Below are 16,772 nucleotides of genomic sequence, written 5' to 3' on the forward strand. Positions count from 1 at the left end.
TGGTTTGAATTTTTTTAGAGCACAAAGTTACTCATTTTTTTTCAAATTTCCAAGAAAAAACGAAATAATGTTCAATGATTTGTGACATTAATCACTTGTCATTAGTCACTTGTCACTATCGAAAGCTTTCTCTTCCCCAGAAGAAAGGTGGCTCTATCTGTAAGGCTCTCAGGTAAGTATAACCTTGTCCCCTATGATGACTTTCATTTTCAATAAAGTACAATATCCATTGAGCAAAGCTAAAGGTCATTTGATAGATAGTCAGGGGTTGGGTAAAATCTCCTACTTCTTTCCATTCACGATCAAGAATTTCTGTGGCTCTATCCCATAAAGCTAATACTTCAGCTTTGGTGGTAGGAAAATTTCCTTCTAAGAAAAGTGTATGTTTCTCTTGAAATCTTTCTTTAAAAAGATAGTCCATAACTCTTAGAAACTCCTCTACCATCCCTGAAAAAGGACGTAGATTAGCGATGCTAAACTCAAAAAGGTCTTTCTCTGGAAAAGCCTCAATAACCTTGCGGGTCAAGGCACGTACATCTTTGAAATTGGTCAGTAGTGCCTCTGGTGTAAGTAATTCTTTCATTGTTGTTATATTTAAAATTTGGTGCAAAGGTAGTATTTTCTATTCTTTTAGCAAGTGTACATTCTGATAAAGTTTTCTTATCTCGTCTCTTACTTCCATTAGGGCAAATCCCAACAAGTTCTTGCCACGCCACGAGGCGATGTTATGTGCTTTCTCGTTGTCCTTGCTCAAGCCTATCCCCCAAATGGTATCCATCGGACTGGCTTCTACCAATATTTTATCATCTGTAGAGAGCAAGAAGTCCATCATTTCCTTATTCTGAGTGAATTTGTAGTAATTTCCATTCAGTACAATACTGTATTTGGCTTTGTCCCACACCTGAGGGTCAAAGTTGCGCACTTTTCTTCCCAAGGCTTTCATCAGTTTAGGATCAGAAGTGTTCATGATTTCTTCCTCTACCTCTTCATCGCCAAACAAACGTGCTTTCTCAGCCATCATATACTGCTCAGCACAATAATACTCATCAGCATCTACAGAAAAAGGTGAGGGTTGCCATTGTGAAAAACAAGATTCATCTACTACCTCTGCATTGGGCTTCCAAAAGAAAACAAACTTGAGCTTCTTTGCCGAATGGATAAAGGTTGCTATAGAGTATTTATAAGCGCCTTTAGGTTGCCAAACAGGAATTCCTTCGTAGTAGTAATCGGTTTCGTCATCTATATCTTGCTCATCTTCTTCCCATCTGTTGTAATGCCAAAAACAAGGATATGGAAAAAGTGCTTGATATTCCTGTTGTTGCGCTGGGGTAAGGGTCTCATACCAGTCCCAAAACTCCCATTTATAACCTTCGCCAGCGCCCATACGCCAGCCTATAGTAAATTCAGTATAAGCTGGAAATTTAATCCAAGGAGGTGTCATAAGTTCAAATGTTGGTTTCATCATAAAGTATTTTTTGTAAGTATATATTTCTTAGGGGTAGTGCCAAATTTCTTTTTAAAAGCGGCTATAAAGTGGCTAGGCATACTATAGCCGAGCTTGAGGGAGAGTTCATTGACATTGTACTGCTCGGTGGTGAGCCACTTGCGCGCTAGCTCCATTTTGTAATCAAAAAGAAAGCTATAGACGGACTCCCCATAGATTTGCTTAAAGCCACTTTTGAGCTTTTTTAAGGGAAGTCCTACCTCTTCGGCAAGCTCCTGCAACGAAGGTGGCGAAGTCATACGCTTTAGAATTATTTCTTTGGCCTTACGGATCTTCTGTACATTGTCTTCATTGGAAAGAAACGGACAAGCCTCACTCTCATTCTCCTGTCCCTTGTTAAAATACAGGCTCAATAGCTCATACACTTTTGCTTTAAGGTATAATGGATATACACTCGTATGTAGATGCATAGTGCGAAGCTGGTGCAAGATGACTGATAACTGAGGAGAAATAGCCCCAATAGTATAATATTTCTCATGCTGGCCAGAAGGAGAAAGAAAATCAATTACTCCTGATTCTTCCAAGAACAGTGAATGAAACTTTCCTATAGCAATAAAAAGCGAAAAAAGGGCTGACCCTGGTGATAATTGTACTTGTAAAGGTAATATTTCCTTAGGATTGTACAACAAGAGACTCTCCATCTCCTTCAGAGGGAAGGTGTAATTTCCATCATGGAAAACAAAAGTAACCGCTCCCCTATCACAGAAATGAAATTGAATGAAATTTTGTTTGATATCTTGCCTAACATCCTCATAATCATCACTTTCATTTTCTTTTTGGAAAACAAAAATTCCTTCTTCTACTTCCTGAAAAAGAGAGGTACTTTGGGCGCTATTTTTTGAGTACATAATAGAGTGTTTTTTACATTTTCTTATTTAGACTTTTTCTATATTTTAGTGGGTGATTAGTAGTAAAATACTGATTTACAATTAGTCATAAATCAAGGTGCAAAGATAGTACTTTTAGAGTAAAAAAAAGAACTTTTAGCGCTATTTTTTTTCAGAATATAACCTTATTTTTGCATTCGTTTTTATGGATAGATCTAATGACTCAAAATACAACTCAAAAGGAAACTCATTTTTATACCATTGGAATTAGCTATAAGAAGGCAGATGCAGATATGCGTGGGCTTTTTAGCCTTGATCAAGAACACCAAGAACGTATTCTATCACTAGCCCAAGAGGAAGGCATGGAGGGACTCGCTATCATCTCTACTTGTAACCGGACAGAACTCTATGGCTTTGCTCAACACCCTTTCCAACTTATCCAAAAACTATGTGCCCACTCCAAAGCTACCCTTGAGGATTTTGAAAAGGTAGGATACATCTACAAAAATAAGGAGGCCATCAATCACCTATTCAGTGTAGGAACAGGATTAGATAGCCAAATTTTGGGCGATTTCGAAGTGATTAGCCAACTGAAAAAGTCCTTCGCTTTGGCTAAAAAATTCAACCTTATCAATGCTTTTATGGAACGTTTGCTCAATTGTGTAATCCAAGCCAGCAAGCGTATCAAAAACGAAACCGAACTCTCCAGCGGTGCCACTTCCGTTTCTTTTGCTTCTGTACAGTATATCATGCAAAATGTAGCGGATATTTCCAAGAAAAATATACTACTTTTTGGTACTGGAAAGATTGGTCGCAATACTTGTGAAAACCTGATTAAGCATACCCAAAACGAACATATTACACTAATCAACCGCACCAAGGAAAAAGCGGAAGAAATTGCCGGTAAGTTTCATGTTTTAGTCAAAGATTTTAATACTTTAGTGCGTGAACTCTATCAAACAGATGTATTGGTAGTGGCCACAGGTAGCAAAACTCCTACCATTACCAAGGAGATGCTTCCTCAAGATAGAGAAATGCTCGTACTTGACCTTTCTATTCCTAAGAATGTTGCCCCTGATGTACAAGAATTGGACAAGGTAACCCTCATTCATATGGATTACCTCTCTCAAATGACTGATGATACACTGGAGCGTAGAAAGACTTTCGTACCTCAGGCACAGCAAATCATAGAGGAAATTAAGACGGAGTTTGACCAATGGCTACAAAACCGCCGCTTTGCCCCTACTATCCAAGCGCTAAAACAATCTTTGGAGGCACTCAAAGAGGGAGAAATAGACTTCCAACGTAAGAAAATAGCTGATTTTAATCAGGCGCAAGCCGATATCATTGGTGAGCGAATTATCCAAAAAATCACCACTCGCTTTATCAATCATCTAAAAGAAACTTCTACTCCTGAAGAAAGCCTGACCTTTATGAAAGAGGTATTTGAGTTATAATTGATTAGTGGTTAGTAATTAGTCTTAGGGACTAACTACTAACCACTAACTGCTAACGACCTTTTCTCTTTTGGTTCTTACTGATAATAGAAACTACTATGTAAGTAAGCATAAGGCATACCAAGGCAAAGAGAAGAATCATCATAGTCCCTCCTGTATAGCTGTACAAGGGGAGAAAGGATAAAATATTCATAATCAATTATTTTTTATAATTCTTTAAAAACGGTATGTAACAAGCGTTTTTTATCGCTGATACTCTCTTCCATAGAGATCATACTTTCGGTTCTGTATACCCCTTGTATGTCATCTATCATAAAGATAATTTCTTTCGCATGCTTGGTATCACGAGCGCGAATCTTACACAATATATTGTACTTTCCACTGATGATGCTCGCTTGTGTGATATAAGGAATCTCTGTGAGTCGCTCTATCACAAACTGGGTTTGATGGTTTTTCTCTAAGAAAATACCCACATATGCCACAAAGGTATACCCTATTTTATCGTAATCTACTGTCAGGGTAGAACTCTTGATAATACCTGATTCTTCCATTTTCCTTACACGAATATGTACCGTACCTGCCGATACCTCCAAGGCCTTGGCAATATCCGTAAAAGGCATACGTGTATTCTCAATAAGCATATCAAGAATCTTGTGGTCAATCTCGTCTAACTTAAATCGTGCTGCCATACTTTTTAATTTTTGCGCAAAGGTAGGAATTTTTTTGATATAACCACAAGGAAAACGTAAAAAAATTATATATTCTCTACTTCTTTTCGGATATAGTCCAAGATATAAGGGATTTTGCTGTGAATATCACAATGTTCCAAAGGACAAATCTCTGATAACAGATAGGTCTTATGTGCCTGAAAATCTTTTCCTTCGCTATCGGGAACGAGCTTAGGGACAAAGACAATCCGATCGCCTTCTAAAACCTCTTCTAATTGTACGAAAATTTTTTCTTGAGGATTTCTATCATCTATGATACAATAGTCGCGAAAACACTTCTTATTTTCAGGAATTTTCAAATAGCGCTCCCATGCTCCTGCATCTACTTCATGTTTATCGATATAAGCAAGCCCTGCCCAAAGCGCTTGTGCTACATAATTGCGGGTCTGTTCTCTCTGATAATCTCCTGGATAAAAACCCGACTCTACAAGTATCGTCGGAGTACCTAAAAGAGAATACTGATCACCTGTACAATTGGGATTAAAACTGTCGTCAAACCGACCTATAAATTTAGGAATTGACATTTGTAAACAGTTGTTCATTTCTACAATCACACGAGCAGCACGCGCTCTTACCGCTGTTATATTTCTTTCTTCATCTATTGCGGGAGCTAAGAATGATACTGTAGCAGGTTTGTCTCCTACTCCAAAGATGGTACGTTGATCATGTAGATTAAAACAGAAATCAGGCTTTACACGTTCATAAGTACTTCTAAGAAACTGGCTTTCTTTCTGTGAAAGAACTATTGCATCTCGGTTCAGGTCTACCCCATTGCCGTTTACACGTGTATACAGGGTAGCTCCATCTGGATTGAGCATTGGAATTATATATAATTTACAATTGTAAAAGCAATAACCCTCTCTATCAAATAGCTTAAACAAGTCCAACAAGGCACGTGTAGTAGTGCTCTCATTGCCATGCATCTGTGACCATAACAGTATGTGTTTCTCTCCCTCTCCTATACAATATAGGGGAATAGGCAGGCCTTTTTCGGAGGTACCCTCTGCTATTTTCCACTGTTCATAATCCTGAAGTACAGTTTTCAAACGCATATAAGGAACATACTTGCCTATGATACGTTCTTCTTTGTGATAACAAAACTCCATAATATTTTTTTACAAAAGTAAAAATAATAATATTTACTATTGTGAAATGCACATATTTTATTCTTGTGAAATAATTTTGCTTTTTGAAAAATAATATATTACTTTTGTAACCTGATTCTAAAGCCTTATATTATGTTCTCTCAACAAGACTTTATCGCTCGTTTACAGCGAATTATGGATTATTATGACCTCAATGCTTCAGCCTTAGCCGATAGCCTTGGGGTGTTGCGCTCTAGTATTTCACATCTATTATCCGAAAGAAATAAGCCTAGTCTAGATTTTGTACTCAAAATAATTGACAAATATCCCGAAGTAGACCTCTATTGGTTGCTTTACGGGAAGGGTTCTTTTCCAAAGGAAGAAAAAAAGCCTGCCCCTACCCCACTGCCAACCGAAATTCTTTTCCCAGAAGATAATGTTTTGGAAGACAGTGAAAAAGAAAGAAAAGTAGTGCCTGAAATTCCTGTAAAAAAACAGAAAAGGCAAATCCAAAAAATTATTTTCTTTTATGAGGATAATTCTTTTGAAATATTTGAAAATTTGTAGTATATTTGCTTTATCTAAAAATACAATAATTCACATTTGTAAAAACTGTTTTCTATGATGATAGAACATCTTTTTTCTGCCGATGCCCTCATCGCTCTCTTGACCCTTACTTTCTTGGAGATTGTTTTAGGGATTGACAATGTTATCTTTATCTCTATCGTGACGGGCAAGCTCCCTGATGATCAGCGTAAGCGTGCTACTCGCTTGGGACTCTTCTTAGCTATGTTCATACGTATAGGGCTGCTCTTCTGTATCTCTTGGCTAGTACAGCTCAAAGAACCTTGGTTTAGCTTTGACTATGGTTGGTGCAAGGCTGATTTCAACGGACAGGCGCTCATACTACTGGTAGGGGGAATCTTCCTCTTGTACAAATCCACTCATGAGATTCACTCCAAGGTGAACCATATAGAACATATCACCGATTCCGCAGAAGCTGAAAAATCACAAAAGAGCTCTTTCTGGCCTACAATCGTTCAGATTCTCATGATTGATGTTATTTTCTCCTTGGATAGTATTCTTACAGCTGTGGGAATGACTAGTGGATTGGAAGGAGCCTTATTGGTTATGATTATTGCGGTAATTCTTTCCGTAGGTATCATGATGCTCTTTGCTGTTCCTGTAGGAAACTTTGTCAATCGTAACCCTTCTATCCAGATATTGGCTCTCTCTTTCCTTATATTGATTGGGTTCATGCTACTGACCGAAAGCATGCACCTCTCCCATGCCGTTGTCTTCGGTAAGGAAGTCGGGGCTATTCCTAAGGGGTATCTATATTTTGCTATCGCTTTTTCTTTGGGAATAGAGTTCCTCAATATGCGTATGCGAAAAAAATCATCTTAAACTTTAGAAACTTAAAACCTATTATAATATGGATTCCATGTATGCTTATACCCATGGTGCTTCCTCTGTGGCACTATTGGGTGAAACCATTGATGAAAATTTGAAAAAAACGGTTGCCAAATATGCTGACCAAGAAGCGCTTATTTGTAGCCATCAGAACTATAGGGCTACCTATAAGGAGTTTTACGACCAAGTCGTAGAAGTAGCTAAAGGGCTTATCGCCTTGGGCGTAAAGCGTGGCGAACGTGTAGGGGTGTGGTCACCTAACTGCTACCAATGGACACTCTTACAATATGCTACGGCTAAAATAGGAGTTATTTTGGTCAATATCAACCCTGCCTATCGTACCAGTGAATTGATCTACGTGATCAACCAATCAGGCTTATCGGTGATGTTTTCCGCTCTCCAGTTCAAGAGTAGTAACTATAAGAAGATGATGGACGATGCTCGTGAGTTCACCGATACCATCCGTAAGGCAATCTTTTGGGACGAAAGTTGGGAACATTTCCTCAAAGAGGGCAAGCAGATCTCCGATGAGACCTTGCGCAAATATGAGGAAAAAGTACAGTTCGACGACCCTGTCAATATCCAATATACCTCTGGTACCACAGGAAACCCCAAGGGAGTCACGCTCTCACACCATAATATATTGAACAATGCCTACTTCATTGGTCTGAGAATGAACTATACCCACTTGGATAGGGTATGTATACCAGTACCTTTCTACCACTGTTTTGGTATGGTCATCGGTAACTTGGCTTGTACTGTTCATGGGGCTACTATGGTAGTGCCTAACGATAGCTTTGACCCTGTCAAGACCTTGGAGACTATAGAGAAGGAACGCTGTACATCTCTCTATGGGGTGCCTACCATGTTTATTGCAGAATTGCACGAGATGGAACAAAAGACCTACGACCTCTCCTCTTTGCGTACAGGCGTTATGGCTGGTTCTTTGTGTCCGCCTGAAATCATGAAGAAGGTCAAAGAACAGATGAACATGCACGAGATTACCATCTGCTATGGTATGACCGAGACTTCGCCTGTTTCTACCCAGACAAGAATAGGTGTTCCTTTCGAAAAGCAAATCTACTCAGTAGGTACCATACATGATCACTTGGAAATCAAGATTATAGATCCTAAAACCCAAGCCATTCTCAAGCGTGGCGAAAGTGGAGAGCTTTGCACCCGTGGCTATTCGGTAATGCTTAAGTATTGGAATAGCCCTGAGGCTACCCGCCAAGTGATTGATGAGCAACGTTGGATGCACTCTGGCGACTTGGCCATGATGGATGAAGATGGTTATTTGCACATCTCTGGCCGTATCAAAGACCTCATCATCCGCGGAGGAGAAAATATCTCTCCTAAGGAAATTGAGGACTTCCTCTATACCTATAAGGGAGTAATGGATGCTCAAGTAATAGGGGTGCCCAGTGAGAAATATGGCGAGGAAATCATGGCGTGGATCAAGCCCAATGAAGGTGTTACCCTCACCGAAGAAGAACTTCGTGACTTCTGTAAGGAAAGAATTGCTCATTATAAAATACCTAAATACTGGAAATTTGTCAGCGAGTTCCCTATGACTATCTCCGGAAAAATCCGCAAAGTGGAAATGCGTGAGATTGCCGCTCGTGAATTAGGACTGGCAACTGAAGATTAAAAAATACAATCATGACACATCAACTAAAAATATTTAATTCTCTCACAGGAGAAAAAGAACTATTCACTCCCCTACATGATAATAATGTAGGTATGTATGTATGTGGCCCTACAGTGTATAGCAATGTACACTTGGGCAATGTACGTACCTTTATGTCATTTGACTTTATCTATCGTTCCCTCAAGTTCCTAGGGTACAAGGTACGCTACGTGCGCAACATCACCGATGCGGGGCACCTTACCGACGATGGCGACGTGAATAACGACCGCTTCGTAAAGCAATCCCGTCTTGAAAAACTCGAACCTATGGAGATTGTACAGAAATACACCGTGGATTTCCATAAGGTATTGGAGCTATTTAACCTCCTCCCCCCCACTATTGAGCCTACCGCTACAGGACATATCTTGGAACAAATACAACTGACCGAAAAGCTCCTAAAGGATGGTTTTGCCTATGAGAGCAACGGTTCGGTGTACTTTGATGTCATAGAGTATAACAAGCGCGGACTCAACTATGGCGAGCTCTCTCGAAGAAACATAGAAGAGCTTTTTGCCAATACCCGTGATTTGGACGGACAAGGGGAAAAGCGTAACCCTCAGGACTTTGCCCTATGGAAAAAGGCCTCCCCTGCACATATCATGCGCTGGGCTTCCCCATGGGGGGATGGCTTCCCTGGCTGGCACTTGGAGTGTACCGTGATGAGCACCAAGTATCTTGGCAATCAGTTTGATATACACGGAGGGGGTATGGATCTGAAGTTTCCACACCATGAGTGTGAAATTGCCCAAGGCAAGGCAGGACATGGAGAAAGTCCTGTACGCTACTGGATGCATGCCAATATGCTCACCATGAACGGACAGCGTATGAGCAAATCCACAGGCAATTACATTCTGCCTATGCAACTGGTCTCTGGCGATAATACTTTCTTTGAGAAGCCTTTCGCTCCTGCAGTGATTCGTTTCTGTTTTATGCAAGCGCACTATCGTAGCGTATTGGACATCTCCAATGAGGCGATGCTCGCTGCCGAAAAGGGCTTTGCCCGACTTATGGAAGCAGTAAAGACAGTCAATGAGCTTACCACTGACCTTGAACAGCCCACTTCCCTACCTATAGCTGAGTGGAAACAAAAGTGTTATGATGCCCTTTTGGACGATTTCAACTCCCCTATCCTCATTGCTCACCTCTTTGAGGCAGTCAAGTGGATCTTCCAAGTGAAAAGCGGGGAAGAAAAAATCGCTATCAGCGAACTCAAAGAGCTACAAACCCTCATGAATGCTTTTGTTTTTGATGTACTGGGGCTAAGAAGTGAAGAGCAATCTGCAGGAAATAACGACAAGCTCGATGGAGTGCTCCAGCTGCTGATCAATATGCGTATGGAAGCCCGTGCCAATAAGGACTTCGCGCTCTCTGACAAGATTCGAGATGAACTCTTAGCACTCGGTATCCAGCTCAAGGATGGCAAAGAAGGAACTACCTACAGTGTAATTTAGATAAAAATATAAGGAACTAATTATTAAGGACTAGGTTTATAAAATATGGACACATAATGAATTTATATTATAAACAAGTACAGATATTAGTTTTTTGTCTGATTACTTTTATATCTAATATTGCATTATCACAAAATATAAAAGTAACCTATGCTTATGGGAGTAAGGATAAAGAAATTCAAGAATTAATGGATTTCGAAAACATCTACTCTGAACAGTTAATTTTTGAAGGAACTCCTCTTGAAGGAAAACATTATGAAATTAATATACAGGAGTTTACCCATGGAGAAAAGACAAATACAAAGCTCCTTTTTGATTCCTCAGAGATGGAATTTTTCAGGAATAATTCAAAAGAATTATCCTTAAAGTTCTTTTTTTAAAATCTCTGAGGGAAAACTAAAATCTGTTGTGAAAGGAACGCATTTTAGCAGTGCTAAAGTATATAATGAATTGAAAGACAATGCTGATTGGTATGTGTTAAAAGATTTTTTTGGATCAGAAAAAGAATGGTTTATTTCAGGTAATTTAGATAGAGATATACCCATTTTGGCTATTATTACCCCAAGCATGAATGCAGATGGGACAAAATCTTATTGTAAAGTAGTTCAATCAGAAATAATTCCTGAGGAATTCGGATTGCATTTCAAAATTCCACATTATTTTTTAATAACTATCAAATTTAAAGAAAAATGAAATTCTTTGTTGTCCTACTTTTACTCATAAGTGATATGGTACTGATGGTAAAATGCCAACTACAGAATATAGAAGTATTGAGGTAAACATTCACGGAAAACGAGTGTCCCTACCTAAAGATGCTTATAGCGATTTGTATGAACCTACTTTCCTTACAGACCATAATTCCGTCTATTATGACAAGGAAAGCGATATTCTCTATATAGTAGCAAATAATAATTATGCGGAGCGCCCTTATAAGGTTTGTTGGCAGATTGAAAAAGGGGTCTATAAAGGTAGAAAAGTAAGCGAACTTGTCTACTAATCTATCATTATCAATACAACAAAACAAAGAAAAGAATATTTTACAGGAATTTTATTTATAAAATATTTGTAAATTTAGAATTTAAAAATATATTAAACAAAGTGAGAATGACTTATATATTATAAAGATTAGTCACTTGTCACTTGTCATTTGTCATTATGAAAAAGACTCTGGAGGACTTAGAATTTCCTGCCCTTTTAGCTTTAGTTGCTGCGCACACCCTCACTCCCAAAGGAAAAGAAAGGGTGCTTGCGCTAAAGCCTTTGATTAATAGGGAAGTAATCACTACACTCCTACACCAAACCAATGAGTACCTAACCTCCTTGGAGACACAAAACTATATTCCTTCTCATAACTTTGAGGAGATTGACCATGAAATTCGCTTCTTAGGAATAGAAAACAGTTTGTTAGAACCTCATTCGTTTGCCAAAATACGTGCGTTGAGCCTGACGGTCAATGCACATTTGTTGTTTTTCAAGAAGTTCTTGGACTACTACCCTACTTTGGCTACACTTTCTAAAGATATTCCCTATACGGAAGAGATCATCGGGGCTATTGATAGTGTCTTGGATAAGTTTGCCGAAATCAAGTCCGATGCCTCTGAAAAGCTCTACCAAGTACGTGCCGAGATAGGAACGCTCAAGGGGAAAATCAACCAAAGTTTCTCCCGTGCCCTCTCCGAGTACAATGCCTTGGACTACTTGGACGATATCCGTGAGACGGTAGTGGAAAATAGGCGTGTGCTGGCTGTCAAAGCGGCCTATAAGCGCAAGGTACGCGGTACTGTTCTGGGAAGTTCCAAGACAGGAAGCATCATCTATATAGAGCCTTTGGTTACCGAACAGTATTCGCGCGAACTCTCTCACCTGCTGCATGAGGAAAGGGAGGAGATAAGGCGTATCTTGCTGAGACTTACCAATACTTTACGCCCTTTTGCCGAGTTACTCTCCCAGGAGCAGGATTACTTAGTCGGGATAGATGTGATTGCGGCCAAGGCTTACTTTGCCAAAGAGACCCATTCTCTCTTGCCTGAACTAACCCAAGAGCGAGTGCTGGAGCTTCGGGAGGCTTATCATCCTTTACTTTTGCTAAGCAATGCTAAGAAAGGCAAACAAACTTTCCCGCAAACCATTCGCTTAGATGACCAGCAACGTATTATTGTTATTTCAGGCCCTAATGCAGGCGGAAAGAGTATTACGCTCAAGACCATTGGGCTGCTACAACTAATGTTCCAAACAGGCTTACTCCTACCTGTCCACCGCTTGAGCAAATTGCCTATTTTCTCCCATATCTTAACCGATATTGGGGATAACCAATCTATTGAAAATCACCTAAGTACCTACAGTTATCGGCTCAAAAATATGAATTATTTCTTGAGGAAATGCAATGAGACCACCCTTTTCCTTATTGATGAGTTTGGAACAGGAAGTGACCCAGAACTAGGAGGGGCTTTGGCGGAAATATTCTTGGAAGAGTTCTACCACCGAAAGGCTTTCGGGGTGATTACAACCCATTATGCCAATCTGAAAATATTGGCCAACGAACTCCCTTACGCTACCAATGCCAATATGCTTTTCAATGATAAGACCCTAGAGCCTATCTACAAACTTATTGTGGGGGAAGCAGGTAGTTCCTTTACCTTTGAGGTAGCTCAGAAAAACGGCATTCCTTATAGCCTGATTAATAGGGCTAAAAAGCGTATAGAAAAAGGCAAAGTCCGATTCGATGCTACTATCGCCAAGCTACAAAAGGAGCGTTCGCAAATGGAAAAAACAACTTCTTCTCTTAAGGAAGAGGAGGTCAGAACTCGCGAGGAAGCCAAGCGCTTGGAGACGCTTAATAACAAGATACAAAGCAAACTCTCTTCCTATCAGGAACTCTACGACCAAAATCAGAAGTTTATCTATCTCGGCAGCAAGATCAATGAAATTGCCGAACGCTATTTTGAGGATAAGAAGCGCCGCCCTCTTATCTCCGAATTTCTCAAGATTGTAGAGACGGAAAACAGCAAGCGAAAAGCCAAGAGCAAAAAGGAAAAAGAAGCCGAAGAAGCTCAAAAGAAACTTGCCCAAGAGCAGTTACACAAGGAAATAGAAGCCGTTCGCCAACAGAAGAAAATAGAGAAGAAAGCACGCGAACACTCTCAAAAACAGGAAAAAATAGCTCAATTACAGGCCTTAAAAGAGGGCGATCGCGTACGTATTAAAGATAGCAAATCCGTTGGGGTGATTGATAAGATTGAGAAAGACAAAGCACTGATTAATTATGGAATCTTTACGACCCTCACTGCCCTCTCTCAGTTGGAATTGGTAGAAAAAGTAAAGAAAAAATAACACCTATGAATCGGTTTATCATTATCTTAGCTACCCTATTACTCTTAGGGTGTCAGAAAAAACAAATGCAACTTCCACAGGTACAGGATACTAAGATTACCTCTGTGGAGGATTACTCTCAGGTGTATATCTCCTATGAGGAATCAACAGGAGAGGCTAAGCTCAATGCCAATGGCCTGATTAGCTCCACCAACTGGGTGCTTCATATTGACAAACGGAATAAGCTCCATAAGGTAGCTCCGCTTTTTATCAAGCTCCAAGAGAAGCGAACAAACCCTCGCAACCCTCATAGCAACCCCGATGCACATCTTTATATTTCTTTAGCCGATATACCTCATAAGTGTTTAGGCTTTATGGACGTAACCAACCTTACACTCCTTCCCTACGATCCTCAGAAAATGTCTGAATATGGAAATACACCCATATTTGTATATCCTGACGGCTTTCGTCTGAAAGAAAACAAAGGAGAAAAAACACCATGGAATGAGTTTGGCGTGTATAAGAATGTTTTTTATATTTGGATTTTCAGTGGTGATATGACCTTCCAGCAGTTTGTAGATATTTATTATACAATGTTGCATCAACAAACCGATGGCCCTATCACAAGAATAATGATCAATGACTAGTGACTAAAGGTCGGTGACCAATGCCTTACTTAAGTTTCGCAAGCTCTGTAATCAACTGATTCTCAAAATATCCCCCCTACCCCCCCTCAAGGGGGGAGTTAGTAAGTAGTAGAGGTTCAATAAGTTATAAAAGGGAAATTTTCTAATTTAATAAACAAATTAGACCATTTCAACGCTCTTAAAGCTCCCCCTTTGGAGGGGGGTTGGGGGGAGGTTTTTACAAATAATTGTTTATCAGTTACTTACAATTTCAATAGCAACCTAAAAACGACTTGCGAAACTTAAATACCTTACAATTGACAATTAACAATTAACAATTATAAAAGTGTTTGACTTTCTAAACTTCAAATTCGTAGATTTCTTGGACATCGTCTTAGTAGGCTTGATATTGTACTACATCTATCGCCTGCTCAAGGGTACGGTAGCCATTAGTATCTTTTTGGGTATTGTGATCATCTTTGTCATTTGGAAACTCACCGTGATTGTCAAGATGGAGCTGGTCAGCAGTATCTTAGGCCAGTTTATCAATGTAGGCTTCTTTGCCCTGATTGTTGTCTTTCAACAGGAGATTCGCAAGTTCCTCTTGGTACTCGGCTCTACCAATGTACTCAACAGCAAAAACCTCCTCAAGAAGCTTTCTCTAAAGAAAACTTCAGAGGATACGGTCATAGCTCACATGTGCGAGACGCTTGTTTCTGCCTGTCGCAAGATGGGAGACGAACGTACAGGAGCACTCATTATCTTGGAGCGCAACCAGTCTTTAGAGTTTGTTCGTGCCACGGGCGACAAGATGAATATTGAGCTAAACCAACCTATTTTAGAGAGTATTTTCTATAAAAACAGTCCCTTGCATGATGGGGCTATTGTGGTACAAAACGGCTTTATCGTGGCTACTCGTGTGATTCTACCTGTGGTAGGACAGAGTGTGATTCCTAAGGAATATGGCCTCAGACACCGTGCGGCAGTCTCTATCACCGAAAAAACCGATGCCCTAGCCTTGGTAGTTTCCGAAGAGACAGGAAAAATATCTTATATCAACAATAGTGAGTTTGTTCCCTATAGCTCCGATAGTGAGCTGGTTGCTATCCTAACCGAAGCCCTTTCCAAATGATACGTGAGGATTTCCTACAATACCTTTGGGGCCAGCACCTGCTGCCTACCGCTCCCCTCTCTCTTTCCAATGGGGAACGGCTGGATATTCTCTCCTATGGAGAGACCAACCCCTATGGAGGTCCTGACTTTTTCAATGCACGCCTGCGTATCGGTACGCTCCAGTGGGCGGGCAATGTGGAACTACATACGGCTTCTTCTCAGTGGTACGCCCATCACCACGAACAGGATCCTGCCTATGGCAATGTAATTCTCCATGTGGTCTGGGAGCACGATATAGAAGTGTTTGATTTTCAGCAAAATATAATTCCTACTTTAGAACTCAAAACGATTATCTCCCCCGATTTGGTAGAGAAATATACACACTTACAACAGTCGCAAGCCTCCTTTATCCCTTGCGAAAAACAAATAAATACGTTATCTAATCATCTTATTACCAATTGGTTAGATCGCCTCTATACAGAACGACTCAAGGAGAAAGCCTCTCCTATTTTAGAACTCTTACAGCAGACACAGCAGGATTGGGAAGCGGTCTTTTTCCTACGGCTACTCAGTAGCTTCGGGGGCAATATCAACGGAGAGGCCTTTTGGGAAGCGGGCAAGCAACTCCCCTTTTCGGTGATTCGCAAGCAGATGCATGACCTCCCCCAGCTGGAAGCGCTCCTTATGGGGCAGTTACGCCTTTTGGAAGCAACTGACATCGGTTGCCCTTACTACCGCTCCTTGCAACAGGAATACCAGTATTTAGTGCATAAGTATACATTGCCTCCTGCCTTGTTCAAGGTACAGTTTGCCAAACTACGGCCACCCAACTTCCCTACCATTCGCCTAGCTCAGATAGCCGCTCTATATCATGAAGAATTTTCTCTCTTTGACCGATGTATGTCGTTGGATTCCTATGAACAAGCCCTTGACCTGTTTGCCAAGATTACCCCTTCCTCCTATTGGAAAAATCATTTTTCTTTTGGCAAAGAGAGTAAGGAAAGCAGCAAGCGCATCACCCCCGCACAGATAGCCAACTTGTGGATCAACACCATCGTGCCTATACAATATGCTTTTGCTCGCTCCCACAGCAAAGACACCTTAGCCGACTGCAAAGCCAAGATGCGTGCCACGCCCCCTGAACACAATAGCATATTGGAGCGTTGGGAAAAGCTCCTTTTGCCCAACACCAATGCCTTGGAAAGCCAAGCCATTCTCCAGCTATATAAGAAATATTGCAACAAACACGCTTGTATGGCCTGTCAAGTAGGCCAAGCCCTCCTAAAAAAGTAACCTATGAACACAACCTTTACCTCTATACGCATCTTCTTCGAACGCAATGGTTTCAATGTCTCCACCCGCTTGGCCGAACGCTTAGGGTTACGGGTCAAGTATGTGCGCTTGTTCTTTATCTATATCAGTTTTATCTTTGGAGCAGGCTTTGGGCTTTACTTCGCCTTCGCTTTTGCCCTCAAGATCAAAGACCTGATCAGAAGAAAGCGTAGCTCCGTATTTGATTTGTAACTTTTTAGGGAGAATTCAAAAATGGATACTTTATTTTTAGGCACT

The 16,772-nt window shown here is 40.5% G+C and carries 19 protein-coding genes; 13 read left to right on the forward strand and 6 right to left on the reverse strand.

The features are described 5' to 3' along the window. Positions 1-115: 115 nt before the first annotated feature. The 3 genes from HMPREF9331_RS02165 to HMPREF9331_RS02175 are packed head-to-tail and all read right to left on the reverse strand — an operon-like array spanning position 116 to position 2,352. A complete protein-coding gene (locus HMPREF9331_RS02165) occupies positions 116-583 on the reverse strand; it encodes a DinB family protein (RefSeq protein ID WP_016419528.1) in 468 nt (155 codons plus the stop codon). A gap of 39 nt (positions 584-622) precedes the next feature. Beyond that, positions 623-1,465, reverse strand: a complete 843-nt coding sequence (gene ybiA, locus HMPREF9331_RS02170) for a riboflavin biosynthesis intermediates N-glycosidase (RefSeq protein ID WP_016419529.1) — start codon at positions 1,463-1,465, stop codon at positions 623-625. Continuing rightward, the gene (locus HMPREF9331_RS02175) at positions 1,462-2,352 is read right to left on the reverse strand and encodes a helix-turn-helix transcriptional regulator (protein WP_016419530.1); all 891 of its coding nucleotides are present in this window, start codon (positions 2,350-2,352) and stop codon (positions 1,462-1,464) included. The genes ybiA and HMPREF9331_RS02175 overlap by 4 nt, the downstream gene beginning before the upstream one ends. Positions 2,353-2,549: 197 nt before the next feature. Here HMPREF9331_RS02175 and hemA point away from each other — a divergent pair, with 197 nt between their 5' ends. Continuing rightward, positions 2,550-3,788: a glutamyl-tRNA reductase gene (gene hemA, locus HMPREF9331_RS02180; RefSeq protein WP_016419531.1), complete on the forward strand. Its 1,239-nt coding sequence runs from the start codon at positions 2,550-2,552 to the stop codon at positions 3,786-3,788. A 52-nt stretch (positions 3,789-3,840) separates the two neighbouring features. Here hemA and HMPREF9331_RS13055 read toward each other — a convergent pair whose 3' ends face one another. From HMPREF9331_RS13055 to HMPREF9331_RS02190, 3 genes are all read right to left on the reverse strand, one after another. Further along, positions 3,841-3,981, reverse strand: a complete 141-nt coding sequence (locus HMPREF9331_RS13055) for a hypothetical protein (protein ID WP_009641377.1) — start codon at positions 3,979-3,981, stop codon at positions 3,841-3,843. Between the two features lie 13 nt (positions 3,982-3,994). Next, positions 3,995-4,477: an Lrp/AsnC family transcriptional regulator gene (locus tag HMPREF9331_RS02185; protein WP_009641505.1), complete on the reverse strand. Its 483-nt coding sequence runs from the start codon at positions 4,475-4,477 to the stop codon at positions 3,995-3,997. A 65-nt stretch (positions 4,478-4,542) separates the two neighbouring features. Beyond that, positions 4,543-5,622 (reverse strand): M14 family zinc carboxypeptidase, encoded by a 1,080-nt coding sequence (locus HMPREF9331_RS02190; protein ID WP_016419532.1) that lies wholly within the window; start codon positions 5,620-5,622, stop codon positions 4,543-4,545. A gap of 132 nt (positions 5,623-5,754) precedes the next feature. Here HMPREF9331_RS02190 and HMPREF9331_RS02195 point away from each other — a divergent pair, with 132 nt between their 5' ends. The 12 genes from HMPREF9331_RS02195 to HMPREF9331_RS02245 all read left to right on the forward strand — a co-directional run bounded on the left by HMPREF9331_RS02195 (position 5,755) and on the right by HMPREF9331_RS02245 (position 16,727). Beyond that, positions 5,755-6,168 (forward strand): helix-turn-helix domain-containing protein, encoded by a 414-nt coding sequence (locus HMPREF9331_RS02195; protein ID WP_016419533.1) that lies wholly within the window; start codon positions 5,755-5,757, stop codon positions 6,166-6,168. A 60-nt stretch (positions 6,169-6,228) separates the two neighbouring features. Beyond that, the gene (locus HMPREF9331_RS02200; RefSeq protein ID WP_172539828.1) at positions 6,229-7,008 is read left to right on the forward strand and encodes a TerC family protein; all 780 of its coding nucleotides are present in this window, start codon (positions 6,229-6,231) and stop codon (positions 7,006-7,008) included. A 28-nt stretch (positions 7,009-7,036) separates the two neighbouring features. Further along, positions 7,037-8,665, forward strand: coding sequence for an AMP-binding protein (locus HMPREF9331_RS02205; RefSeq protein ID WP_016419535.1), 1,629 nt, complete (start codon positions 7,037-7,039; stop codon positions 8,663-8,665). 11 nt (positions 8,666-8,676) lie between these two features. Next, positions 8,677-10,155: a cysteine--tRNA ligase gene (gene cysS, locus HMPREF9331_RS02210; protein ID WP_009641463.1), complete on the forward strand. Its 1,479-nt coding sequence runs from the start codon at positions 8,677-8,679 to the stop codon at positions 10,153-10,155. Between the two features lie 56 nt (positions 10,156-10,211). Further along, positions 10,212-10,535: a hypothetical protein gene (locus HMPREF9331_RS13260; RefSeq protein ID WP_016419536.1), complete on the forward strand. Its 324-nt coding sequence runs from the start codon at positions 10,212-10,214 to the stop codon at positions 10,533-10,535. Between the two features lie 28 nt (positions 10,536-10,563). Beyond that, entirely contained in the window at positions 10,564-10,848 is a 285-nt protein-coding gene (locus tag HMPREF9331_RS13265) for a hypothetical protein (RefSeq protein WP_016419537.1), read from the forward strand. 52 nt (positions 10,849-10,900) lie between these two features. Next, entirely contained in the window at positions 10,901-11,152 is a 252-nt protein-coding gene (locus HMPREF9331_RS02220; RefSeq protein WP_016419539.1) for a hypothetical protein, read from the forward strand. 158 nt (positions 11,153-11,310) lie between these two features. Continuing rightward, entirely contained in the window at positions 11,311-13,485 is a 2,175-nt protein-coding gene (locus HMPREF9331_RS02225) for an endonuclease MutS2 (RefSeq protein WP_009641347.1), read from the forward strand. Between the two features lie 5 nt (positions 13,486-13,490). Continuing rightward, a complete protein-coding gene (locus HMPREF9331_RS02230; RefSeq protein WP_016419540.1) occupies positions 13,491-14,111 on the forward strand; it encodes a hypothetical protein in 621 nt (206 codons plus the stop codon). A gap of 325 nt (positions 14,112-14,436) precedes the next feature. Beyond that, positions 14,437-15,222, forward strand: a complete 786-nt coding sequence (locus HMPREF9331_RS02235) for a diadenylate cyclase (RefSeq protein ID WP_016419541.1) — start codon at positions 14,437-14,439, stop codon at positions 15,220-15,222. Then, complete coding sequence (locus HMPREF9331_RS02240) at positions 15,219-16,496, forward strand: DUF2851 family protein (RefSeq protein WP_016419542.1); 1,278 nt, start codon at positions 15,219-15,221, stop codon at positions 16,494-16,496. The genes HMPREF9331_RS02235 and HMPREF9331_RS02240 overlap by 4 nt, the downstream gene beginning before the upstream one ends. A gap of 3 nt (positions 16,497-16,499) precedes the next feature. After that, positions 16,500-16,727: a PspC domain-containing protein gene (locus tag HMPREF9331_RS02245; RefSeq protein WP_009641445.1), complete on the forward strand. Its 228-nt coding sequence runs from the start codon at positions 16,500-16,502 to the stop codon at positions 16,725-16,727. The last annotated feature ends 45 nt before the right edge of the window (positions 16,728-16,772 follow it).

The sequence above is a fragment of the Capnocytophaga granulosa ATCC 51502 genome, assembly GCF_000411115.1.
Lineage (GTDB): Bacteria > Bacteroidota > Bacteroidia > Flavobacteriales > Flavobacteriaceae > Capnocytophaga > Capnocytophaga granulosa.